We start from the raw sequence: 11,444 nt of genomic DNA on the forward strand, positions 1-11,444 counted from the left end.
CCAGAGCCATGAAAAAGGGGGCAGTACATATTGGCACTGACAATCGGCACGCTGTTGAGTTCTCAAGGAGCAGGCGCAACCAGAACTTTTGTTTTTTGTTCCGTTCTGGTGCTTCTTTAACTTACCGGGCTGTTCGTTCGGTGTCAAATCGCGGTTTTCGCTGCGATTGTGGCCCCGGTTGAACAGGTTCCTGCCGAGCTGTGCAAGTTCAAGTGCCTCGGGGCTTTCGTTTTTCCTTGCCCCGGTGCTTCTTTAACTTACCGGCCTGTTCGTTCGGTGTCAAATCGCGGTTTTCGCTGCGATTGTGGCCCCGGTTGAACAGGTTCCTGCCAGGAAGTACACACTCTGAAAGCTTTTCGAGAAGCTGTCGAGTGGTGCTTACCTTACGAGCTTTGGCGGGATTGTGTCAAACCGCTCCGGTCTATGCGGGTTTACCACCCGGCTAACCGGCGACTGCCACTTCCTCAACCATATCGCACCGTCCGCGGCCCGTTTCCTCGGGGGGTCTGTGCCCCCTCGGAGGAGATCTGGTCCTGCGCGACATCGAGCTCGTTGTGAAGCTCGGTGGGCGACGAAGGAGAACTCTACACGACGAAAGCCAGTGCGCACGGCTGCGCAGGCATAACTTTCTGGCACTGCCCGTGGACAGTGCGCTATCTGCCTCAACGTACGAGGCGTCCAGACGATTCCCGTCTGTCCGGATCGACCGCGGTCCCGCAGGTCAGAGCCGCTCTGTAGCTCACCTACCCGCTGGAACGCCGACCCAAACCGCCCTGGCGACCCGGATCCCGCGGCGTCGAGACCTCGCCGGTCGCCTGGCTTCGACAGCCACTGCGGCGGGCTGGGGGCCGGCTGCCCGGCGCAGGCGTGGTGCGCCGGGCTCCGCTGACGGGGCTGCGGTCACGCCGGCGGCGGCGTGGGTGCGCAGCGCGGCACCTGGGGTGAGCCGCTGCCGCCTGGTCGATCCCTGCCCGGTCTCCCCCGCTCCCGCACGGACGCACGGACGCACGGACGCACGGGACTGTCGGACTGTGCTGGGATGCTGCGCAGCGGCGGTGGCGAAGGGGGCACATGGTTCAGCTCGGTGAGGTGGCCTGGCCGGATCTTCGCGGTGGACGTCCGCTGCTGGTCCTGCCGGTCGGCAGCCTCGAGCAGCACGGTCCGCACCTTCCTCTGGACACGGACACCCGGATCGCGGTCGCGGTCGCGGTCGGCCTGGCCGACCGTCTGCGCCCGTTGCTGGTCGCGCCGGCGCTCGCGTTCGGAGCCAGTGGCGAGCACGCCGGTTTCCCCGGCACCCTGTCGCTGGGGACGCAGGCCCTCGCCCACGCGGTGGTCGAGATCGTCCGCTCCGCGGATGATCTGGCGGCCGGCGTGGTCCTGGTGAACGGGCACGGCGGCAACCTGGTGGGACTGCGCCAGGCCGTGGCGACGCTCGGCGCTGAGGGCCGGCGGGTACTGCTGTGGGCACCGACGGCCGCGCTCGCCCGGGTCGCCGGTGTGCCTGACACCGCCGCGGGCGGGGTGGGCGACCTGCACGCCGGGCGCAGTGAGACCTCGCTGCTGCTGCACCTGGCGCCCGAGCTCGTCCGGCTCGACCAGGCCTGCGCGGGTCCCACCCCGCCCCTGAGCGAGCTCATCGCCCGCGGCGTCGCACCACTGAGCCCGTCCGGTGTCCTCGGTGATCCGGCCGGGGCGTCGGCGCTGGAGGGCTCCCGGCTGCTGGGCGCCTATATCGACCATGCGACCGATCTCCTGCTGGCCTGGGCCGAACGTCGCGGTATCGCGGCGCCCCGGCGAAGCCCACCGGCCACGTCGACCTGACGTCCGGCCGGGCGGCCCTGGGGGTGTTCGTCCGTGGCGGCTGGCTCAGGCGTGCGCTGGCGGCTGGTCGGGCCAGCCGCCGTACTGCTCAGGGGCGAGGACGAAGGCGGCGGCGCCCCACAGGGCGACGCGGTCCGGGTCGGCGCTGCGCAGGATGCGTAGCCGCCGGGAGAAGGCCAGGCCGGCATGGCGGTCGAAACCAGCCCGCATCGCATCCCAGAAGATCGGGCCGGACTGGGCGAACCCGCCGGCCACCACCGCGGCGTCGAGGTCCAGCAGGTTCGCCGCGGACGCGAGCCCAGTACCGACCGCGGCCCCCGAACGGACAAGTTCCCGTCGGGCGATCCGGTCGCCGGCGGCCGCCGAGGTGGCCAGGGTCCGTCCGTCGGCGGGCTGCCCGGCCGGGGGAACCCAGCCGGCGGCCTGCGCCCGGCGCACCGTGTGCGGGCCGGCGGCCATGACCTCCAGGCACCCTCTGCTGCCGCAGGGGCACGGCGGTCCGTCGGCCGCGACAGTGACATGACCGATGTGCCCGGCGTTGCCCCATCCACCGTGGAGCAGCTGGCCGGCGAGGACCAGGCCACCGCCGACGCCGGTGGACACCGTGACGGCCAGCAGGTTGCGCACCCCGCGCCCGACGCCGGCCCAGTGCTCGCCGGCGGCCAGCGCGATCCCGTCGTTGTGGACGTACACCGGCGCACCGGCCACGAGGTCGCGCAGCCGTTCCCGCAGCGGGAACTCACGCCAGGCCGGGATGTTCAGCGGCGAGACGGCCCCCTCGGGCCAGCGCATCGGCCCGGCACAGCCGCAGCCGACACCGACCAGGTCGCACGGGTCGACTCCGGCGGTGGCCAGGCTCTCGGCCACACAGTCGCGCACCGCACCGAACACCTCCTCGGCGCCGGTCGGGTCGACGGCCGCCGGGACCGGCCGGCGGGCCGCACCGCGCAGGGTGCCGCCGGCATCCACCACCGCTGTCGCGATCTTCGTGCCGCCGATGTCGACGGCCAGGGCCTGGGAGCGCACAACCCCGACCTCATCATCCGCGGGCCGGGTCTGGCCACTGTGTCCCGTCCGCGTCGGGTCTCGCGGCGCAGGCCAGGCGGTCCTGCGAGAGCGGGGTCTCCCCGGGTGGGGGCACCAGAGGACAGCGCGGGCGGCAGAAACAGCGACGGCCGGGCAGGCGAGGGATCAGACCAGATCAGCCGGCCTTGCGCTGCTCGATCTCCGAGGTCAGCTGGGGCACGACGTTGAACAGGTCGCCGACCAGGCCGTAGTCGGCGAACTCGAAGATCGGCGCCTCGGGGTCCTTGTTGACGGCGACGATCGTCTTCGAGGTCTGCATACCGGCCCGGTGCTGGATCGCACCGGAGATGCCGACCGCGATGTAGAGCTGCGGCGAGACGGTCTTGCCGGTCTGACCGACCTGGTTCTGGTGCGGGTACCAGCCGGCGTCGGTGGCGGCACGGGACGCGCCGACCGCGGCACCGAGGGTGTCGGCGAGCTTCTCCACGAGGGCGAAGTGCTCGGCGGCACCGAGACCACGGCCACCGGAGACGACGACCTGGGCCTCGGTGAGGTCCGGCCGACCCGACTTGGCCTCGACGACCCGGTCGACGATCTTCGCGCCCCTGGCGGCGTCGGAGATCACGACATCCACGATCTGCTCCGTGGGGGTGCCGGGAGCGGCCTCGGGAGCCGTGGCGTTCGGCCGCACGACGACAACCGGCACACCCTTGGTGACCTTGGAGGTCACGATCGTCGAACCACCGAAGATGCCCTGGGTGGCGACGAGCTCCGGGGTGAGGGCGGTGGCGTCCCAGATCAGACCGGAGTCGATCTTGGCGGCGATCCGGGCGGCGACCTCGCGGGAGTCCGCGGTCGCGGCCACCAGGACCGCGGCGGGCGAGGCGGTACCGACGAGGCCGGCGACGATCTCGGCCGCCGGAGCCCCGACGTAACCGGCGATGTCGTCGGACTCCGCGACATAGACCTTGGCGGCGCCGAACTGGGCGAGGTAGTCCTTCGCCTTGGCGTAGGTGCCGGGGGCGCCGAGGAAGACCGCGGCCGGCTCACCGAACGAGCGGGCCAGGGTCAGCAGCTCGGCGGTGACCTTCTTCGGCTCTCCGTCGGCGTGCTCGACGAGTACGAGTACTTCAGCCATCGAACAAACCTCTCAGATGAGCTTCTGCACGGCGAGGAACTCGGCGACCTTGGTTCCGCCGTCTCCCTCGTCCTTGACGATCGTGCCGCTGGAGCGCGGCGGGGCGGGCTCGGAGGTGACCACCGCGGAGGCGGCGCCAGCGAGCCCCACGGCGGCGGCGTCGAGGCCGGCGTCCGCGGCGGACAGGGTCGTCAGCGGCTTCTTCTTGGCCGCCATGATCCCCTTGAAGGAGGGGTACCGCGGCTGGTTGATCTTCTCGACCACGCCGACGACCGCGGGCAGGCTCGCCTCGACCAGCGCGTAGCCGTTGTCGGCGAGACGCTCGATCTGGACGGTGCTCGAAGCCGGGTCCACCGTCACCTTGCGGGCCTGGGTCAGCTGCGGCAGACCGAGCCGCTCCGCCAGCAGGGCACCGATGACGCCGCCACGGGCGTCGGAGGCCTCCGACGACGTGATGACGATGTCGGGAGACAGAGTCGAGATCACCTTGGCGAGCGCCGCGGAGGTGGCCAGCGCGTCCGACCCGTGCAGGGCGTCGTCGGACAGGTGCACGGCCTTGTCCGCACCCATCGACAGCGCCTTGCGGATCGTCTCGACCGCCTTGGCCGGCCCCATCGTGACGACGGTGACCTCACCGCCGTGCGCTTCCTTGATCTTCAGGGCCTCTTCGACCCCGTACTCGTCCATCTCGTTCATGACGTTGTCGACGCTCTGGCGGTCAACCGTCTTGTCCGCCGCGTCGAGCTTCTTCTCCGCCCAGGTATCGGGAACCTGCTTGACGGTAACGACGATGTTCACGCCTTGGGGCCTCCGTAGCCAACTTCCGATGTCACTGCTCTTGACATCGTCGCATCTGGGGCGCTCCCGCGCTCGATGATCGTAAGCGTGACGCGGGCCGCACCAGGCCTCTGACCTGGACAGCCGACGACGTACCGATCACGGCTACACGCCGTCGTCGACGTTAGTCCGTACGCCTCTCCGGGGCCATCCCCAGTGACGGGGCTATCACGACACCAGGCCGTCGACCACCGAGCGTGACCAGCCCTCGCATCTCAAGCTATGGGAACCCATCGGACCCACCACATCCAGTGGCCCGCGTCCGGGCGATGTCCGGTACTGGCCCCCAGTCGTCTCCCGCCCTCGGATGGCCGCCCGTCGAGCGGCCATCTGGCCCATCTGCGGCCACTGGCGGGCGCTCGACCTGCATTTTCCCTGCACGGTCACGGCGGAACAAATACGGATCATGTCGAGTTGGCCAGAGGCTTCCGCCCCTGAACAGGCGTGCAATTCGGCCATCTTGTGCACGCCCCCTTCCCCCAAAAGTGAATGATCGACTACTTTCTGCCTCACGCGGTGCGCACAGCGCGACCGACTCGCACGACGGTCACCCACCACATCGACGGGGGAACTATGCCAAACAAACCTTCAGACGATTCCGTGGACACCTCGGCCTTCGCTCGGCTGCTGCGTGAGGCCGAGGTGTCCGACACCAGGTTCGCCGCCCAGGTCAACATCCGGGCCCGCCAGCAGCGCCAGATCGACCTGGGGCTGGCCCGCACGACGATCGGTCACTGGCGGCGCGGCATGCGCCCCCGGGATCCCATGGTCGCCGAGCTCGCGGCGGCCGAACTCTCGGCCGGACTGGGTTACCCCGTCCTGCCCAGCGACCTTGGCTGGCGTGGCGAGTCCTACCGCCACGACGAGCTGGGGCTGACCGGCGCGGGGGCTCCGGTGGAGACCCTGCGCACGCTCGCCGGACTCTCGGGACGTGACATGCACCGACGTGACCTTCTGCAGGAAAGCACGGCCTTCATCGCCACCGCCTTCGCCGACCCCGTCCTGTCCAGCCTCACCGGTGTGATCGACCGCGTCACCGGCGCGCACGAGCCGGTGGCGGGCAGCGGCGCGCTCATCCGCGACGTGACCGAGACCTTCCGCCGGCTCGACGCCAAGTTCGGCGGCGGCGAGATCCGCCCCCAGGTCGTCAGTTTTCTGCACGACCAGACCCGGGCCGCCCGGGACCGGCGGCCCGACCGCGATCTGTTCAGCGCGCTGGCCGAACTCACCCAGTTCAGCGGCTGGCTCGCCCAGGACAGCAGACGTCACGGCCTGGCGCAGCGTTACTACATCCAGGCCCTGAGCCTCGCCGAGCACGCCGACGACACGATGCTCGCCGGACGGGTGCTCTCCGGTATGAGCGACCAGGCCGCCCAGCTGGGACATCTACGCCAGAGTCTGGCGCTGGCCCGAGCCGCGATGAACCGCTCGGCTGACGACTCGACGTGGGCGGTGAAGGCGATGCTGTTCGACAAGCAGGCCTGGGCCCTGGCCCGCAACAAGGACGAGTACGGCTGCCGGGCGGCGCTGGACAAACTGGACGACGCGATCTCCCGCGTCGGTGACGACGACGCGGAGTCCCCGTCCTGGGCCGGGCACTACAACCTCGGCGACGTCGCCGAATGCCGGGGGCACTGCCTGCGGCTGCTCGAGCGCCCCGAGGAGGCCGAGCGGCAGCTGGTCGGCGCACGGGCGCTGCAGGGGGCCGCCCGGGCCCGTACCCGCAGCTACGCCGAGGCCGATCTGGCCCTGGCCTACCTGCAACGACGTTCACCCGAACTCGAGGGTGCGCTCGAGGCCAGCGACCGGGCGCTCGACGTCGCCGGTCAGGTCACCTCGCTGCGGATCGTCACCAAACTCACCGAACTCGACGACGCGCTCAGCGTGCACCCCACCGTCGCCGTGCGCGAATGGCGCGCACGGGCCCGTCCGCTGCTGTCCGCCGCCCGCCCGGCCGGCGGTCCCGCCGCCGCCTGAGACGTCCAGCGCCGCCGCTCGCTGGTCGCCGCGTGCCCGGCCGCTGGACGGGGAGCCCTGGACGGGGCACCCTGCGCGCGGCCGGGCGAGCGGGGCGGGCACTCTAGGAATCGTGAGCTCCACGCAGGAATCCGGGCAGACCACGCCGGACCCACCGTCCCCCACTCCGCCCTCGACGTCGTCGCCCGGCGACATTCCGGTCGCCGCCGCGGAACCCACCACACCGACGCTGCCCAGCATCCCGACGGTGATCACCATCGTGGCGTGGGTGGTGACGGGCGGCCTGGCGCTGCTCGCGCTCGGTCGTCTGGTCCACCTCGACGACGCGATCGACTGGCCCTACACCGTCGTCAACGCGCTGACACCGCTGCTGTACCTGCCGGCCTACGCCGCCGTCGCGGTGGCCTTCGCCCGGCGGCGCAACCTGCTGCTGATCGTCTCGGTGGCGCTGATCGCCGTCCACGCGTTCTGGACGGTTCCCGAGCTCCTGCCCGGACACGCCGAGAACGCCGCGTCCGGCTCGGCCCGGATCAGGGTGATGTCGGCGAACCTGCGCTACGACAACGCCCACGCCGACCGGCTGGGCGCGCAGATCCAGAGCGCCAACCCGGACGTGCTGGTCCTGCTCGAACTGACACCGCTGACGTTGGCGAAGGTGGCCTCGACCGGAGCGCTGCGTCCCTACGCCTACCACGAGGTGCGGGCGACGAAGGGCGCGTTCGGGGCGGGGATCTACTCCCGGTTCCCGCTGCGCGACGCCGCGGCACCGACGGTCGGTGACGGGATGTCGCTGCGCGCCACCGTCCAGGTCGACGAGAACCGGCGTTTCGTGATGTACGCCGTGCACACCATCTCGCCGACCTCCAGCACCTACACCACCCGCTGGCGGACGCAGCTGACCGAACTACGCCACGAGGCGCGCACCGCCACCCTCCCGGTGATCATGGCCGGGGACTTCAACGCCACCCGCGACCACCGCCCGTTCCGCCAGCTCGTGGACGCCGGTGTCCGCGACGCGCACGACGTGGTCGGCGGCGGCTGGGAACCGACGTGGAGCGCCACGGCCGTGATCGTCCCACCGGTCCTGCGCATCGACCACGTGCTGGCCTCCCCGGCCTTCGCGGTGACCGGTTTCAGCGTCGGACGCGAAGACGGCAGCGACCACCTGCCCATCCTCGCCGATCTGGCCATGCGCTAGCTCGGACGCCGGTCAGCGGCCGGTGAAGACGGCCTTGCCGGGGCCGTCCGAGACGAAGGAGGTCAGGCCGACCCGTCGGTCCTCGGTGGCCCACAGGCCGGCGAACAGCGCCGCCTCCAACCGCAGCGCCTCCGACAGGGCGAGCTCCGCCCCGTCGTCGATCGCCTGCTTGGCCGCGGCCAGCGCCTGCGCCGGACCGGCCACGTACCGTCCGGCGATCTCCCGCGCCCGCAGCAGGACCTCCGCGGCCGGCACGACGACGTCGGCGATGCCGATCCGCTCGGCCTCCGCCGCCCGCACCTGACGGCCGCTGAAGACCAGGTCCTTGGCCCGCGACGGTCCGATCAGCCGCGGCAGCCGCTGCGTGCCACCGGCCCCCGGGATGACACCCAGCGTGATCTCGGGCACGCCGACCTTGGCGTTGTCCGCCAGGACCCGTACGTCCGCGCACAGCGCGAGCTCGAGTCCACCGCCGAGTGCGAAGCCGGTGACCGCGGCGACCACCGGCTTCGGGATCCGCGCGACCAGCTCGAACGTCGAGGACAGGTCGCGCACCCAGGCGGTCACCTCGGCGAAGTCCATCGACGCCATCTGCTTGATGTCCGCGCCGGCCGCGAAGACCTTCTCCCCGCCGTAGAGCACGACCGCCCGGACCCCCGGATCCCGGGTGGCCTCGAGCGCGGCCGTCCGCAGCTGGCCGGCGACCGTCGCGTCCAACGCGTTCATCGGCGGTCGATCAAGCCGGATGGTCCCGATCCCGCCGTCGACCTCGAGCCGCACGACGCTCATCTACCTGGTCCTCCCACCGTCGGAAACCTCCCCCACCCCCGATCGCGGAGGCAGGCAGTGCTGTGCGTCCGGCCCCCGGGACGACGTCCCGTCCGAGCCGAACACGCGCCGTGGCCGGTCCATCCGTCCAGCCCGTCGCAGGCCACGATAGGGCGATCAGCGCCGATCTTCATCGCTCACGAACCGTCACGACAGTTCGAACATCGACATCGACGTCGACGTCGGTGTTCGAGCGACGCCGTGGCGGACGGTGGGCTAGCGTCAACCGAATGTCTGATGTCGGCGCAGCTGAGCGGGTTCGTGAGCTGGGTCAGGTAAGCCGGGCCGACCGGAGCGCGGCGGCGCCGCTCGGGGTGACGTTCGACGGCGCCGGGGTGAACATCGCGGTCGTCGCACCGGGGGCGGACGCGGTCGAGTTCTGTCTGTTCGACACGGCGGGCGCCGAGACCCGGCACCGTCTGCCCGAGCGCGACGGCGGGGTGTGGCACGGCTACCTGCCGGGGGTACGTCCGGGCACGCGGTACGGGCTGCGGGCCCACGGGCCCTACGACCCGGATCGCGGGCAGCGGTACAACCCGGCGAAACTGCTGGTGGATCCGTACGCGCGGCAGGTGACCGGCGCTCTGCGGGCCGACCCGGCGATCTACGGCTTCGGTGGTGGCGATCCGTACGGACGTGACCCGGACTCCCGCGACTCCGCCCCCTACGTCCCCCGCTGCGTGGTCACCGATCCGCACGGCGACGCCAGCGACACCGGCCACTCCGGCGACGCCGGCGACGCCGGACGTCCCGGGGACGGTGCGCGGGAGCGGGGTCAGGATGGTGGGTACGGGCATCCGGCGCGGAACCGGCCGGCGACACCGTGGTCGCGCACGGTGGTGTACGAGGCGCACGTCCGCGGGCTGACCCGTCGGCATCCGGGGATACCCCGGGAGCTGCGGGGCACCTACGCGGGGCTCGCGCATCCGGTGGTGGTGGAGCATCTGGTCCGGCTGGGGGTCACCGCGCTCGAGCTGCTGCCGGTGCACGCGTCGGTCTCCGAACCGGTCCTGCTCGAGGCATCAAAGATCAACTACTGGGGTTACAACACGCTGGCGTTCTTCGCACCGCACGCGGCCTACGCGGCCAGCGACGATCCGGTGGGCGAGTTCCGGACGATGGTGGCCACCCTGCACGCCGCCGGGATCGAGGTGCTGCTCGACGTCGTGTACAACCACAGCGCCGAGGGCAGCGAGCGGGGTCCCACGCTGTCGCTGCGCGGCCTGGACAACACGACCTACTACCGGGTCGAGCCCACCGATCCGCGGCGCTACCGGGATGTCAGCGGCTGCGGCAACACGCTCAACGTGACGAACCCGCACGTGGTGAAGCTGATCTGCGACTCGCTGCGGTACTGGGTCAGCGAGATGGGTGTGGACGGGTTCCGTTTCGACCTCGCCAGCGCCCTGGCCCGCAACCCCGACGGCTTCGACCCGGCGTCACCGCTGCTGACCGCGATCCACGCCGACCCGCTGCTGTCCGGGGTGAAACTGATCGCCGAGCCCTGGGACGTCGGCTCGGACGGCTACCAGGTGGGCGCGTTTCCCGCGCCGTGGGCCGAATGGAACGGCCGTTTTCGCGACACGGTGCGCGACGCCTGGAACGGACGCACCAGTGCCGTCGCCGACCTCGGCTATCGGCTCACCGGCTCGTCCGACCTGTTCGAACATGGTGGACGTCGGCCGTGGGCGTCGGTCAACTTCGTCACCTCGCATGACGGCTTTCCCCTGGCCGACCTCGTCTCGTACGCGACGAAGCACAACGAGGCCAACGGGGAGGGCAACCGGGACGGGGAATCCGACAACCGGTCAGCGAACTACGGCGTCGAAGGGCCCACGGACGATCCGGGCACCCTCGCTCTGCGGCGCCGGGTCCGCCGTGGACTGCTGACCACGTTGCTGTTGTCCGCCGGGGTACCGATGCTGCTCGCCGGGGACGAACTCGGCCGCACCCAGGGCGGCAACAACAACGGCTACTGCCAGGACAACGAGACGTCCTGGCTCGCCTGGCCCGACAGCACCTCGAGTGACAGCACCTCGAGCGACAGCGCGCAGGCGGCCGGAAGCGGCGATCCGGCCGGCGACGATCCGATGCTCATGCGCCTGGTGTCGGGGCTGGTCGACCTGCGCGGTGAACTGCGTTCGCTGCACCGCGACCGGTTCTTCCACGGCGGCGAGTCCGATGCGCGGGAACTCGCCGACATCACCTGGCTACGGGCGGACGGGCAGGTCATGTCGCAGGCGGACTGGTGGGCGGCCAGGCTGCTCACCCTCATCGCCCATATCGCCGGCGACCCGGCCGGCGACGAGCGGTCGGGGCTGCTGTGCGTCCTGCATCCGCACGGGGAGGACACCGTCGTCACCCTGCCGGGCGCCCCCTGGGCGCAGCGGTTCGAACTCCTGCTGGACACCGCCGAAGAGGATCTCGGTGGTTTCGCGGCGCCGCGGCCGGCGGGCGGGCGGGCGCCGGCGGGCGGGCGGGCGCTGGCGGGCGGGGAACAGCTGGCCGTACGCGCCCGCAGCGTCGTGCTGCTGCGGGCGCATCGACCGGCGACGACGGATGCGCCCGAGCACCGGCCGACGGCGACGAACCCGGACTGGTGAACACCACCAGCCG

The 11,444-nt window shown here is 71.2% G+C and carries 8 protein-coding genes; 4 read left to right on the top strand and 4 right to left on the bottom strand.

Going from position 1 to position 11,444, the window contains the following annotated elements:
• Window positions 1-1,071 precede the first annotated feature (1,071 nt).
• Window positions 1,072-1,824 carry a mycofactocin biosynthesis peptidyl-dipeptidase MftE gene (gene mftE, locus MXD61_RS19890; protein ID WP_248814982.1) on the top strand — a complete coding sequence of 251 codons (753 nt, stop codon included), beginning with the start codon at window positions 1,072-1,074 and terminating at the stop codon, window positions 1,822-1,824.
• A gap of 45 nt (window positions 1,825-1,869) precedes the next feature.
• Here the strand turns inward: mftE and MXD61_RS19895 are convergent, their stop codons facing one another.
• From MXD61_RS19895 to MXD61_RS19905, 3 genes are all read right to left on the bottom strand, one after another.
• Window positions 1,870-2,850 (bottom strand): ROK family protein, encoded by a 981-nt coding sequence (locus MXD61_RS19895; protein ID WP_248814983.1) that lies wholly within the window; start codon window positions 2,848-2,850, stop codon window positions 1,870-1,872.
• A 175-nt stretch (window positions 2,851-3,025) separates the two neighbouring features.
• Window positions 3,026-3,988, bottom strand: a complete 963-nt coding sequence (locus MXD61_RS19900; protein ID WP_248814984.1) for an electron transfer flavoprotein subunit alpha/FixB family protein — start codon at window positions 3,986-3,988, stop codon at window positions 3,026-3,028.
• A 12-nt stretch (window positions 3,989-4,000) separates the two neighbouring features.
• Window positions 4,001-4,786, bottom strand: a complete 786-nt coding sequence (locus tag MXD61_RS19905; RefSeq protein ID WP_248814985.1) for an electron transfer flavoprotein subunit beta/FixA family protein — start codon at window positions 4,784-4,786, stop codon at window positions 4,001-4,003.
• Between the two features lie 612 nt (window positions 4,787-5,398).
• Here MXD61_RS19905 and MXD61_RS19910 point away from each other — a divergent pair.
• Together MXD61_RS19910 and MXD61_RS19915 are read left to right on the top strand one after the other, a co-directional pair.
• A complete protein-coding gene (locus MXD61_RS19910) occupies window positions 5,399-6,802 on the top strand; it encodes a transcriptional regulator (RefSeq protein ID WP_248814986.1) in 1,404 nt (467 codons plus the stop codon).
• A gap of 112 nt (window positions 6,803-6,914) precedes the next feature.
• Entirely contained in the window at window positions 6,915-8,000 is a 1,086-nt protein-coding gene (locus MXD61_RS19915; protein ID WP_248814987.1) for an endonuclease/exonuclease/phosphatase family protein, read from the top strand.
• Between the two features lie 12 nt (window positions 8,001-8,012).
• Here the strand turns inward: MXD61_RS19915 and MXD61_RS19920 are convergent, their stop codons facing one another.
• The gene (locus tag MXD61_RS19920) at window positions 8,013-8,789 is read right to left on the bottom strand and encodes an enoyl-CoA hydratase/isomerase family protein (RefSeq protein ID WP_248814988.1); all 777 of its coding nucleotides are present in this window, start codon (window positions 8,787-8,789) and stop codon (window positions 8,013-8,015) included.
• A 269-nt stretch (window positions 8,790-9,058) separates the two neighbouring features.
• Between MXD61_RS19920 and glgX the strand changes: the two genes are divergently transcribed.
• A complete protein-coding gene (gene glgX / locus MXD61_RS19925) occupies window positions 9,059-11,431 on the top strand; it encodes a glycogen debranching protein GlgX (protein WP_248814989.1) in 2,373 nt (790 codons plus the stop codon).
• The last annotated feature ends 13 nt before the right edge of the window (window positions 11,432-11,444 follow it).

It is taken from the genome of Frankia sp. AgPm24, assembly GCF_023243055.1.
Taxonomy (GTDB): domain Bacteria; phylum Actinomycetota; class Actinomycetes; order Frankiales; family Frankiaceae; genus Frankia; species Frankia umida.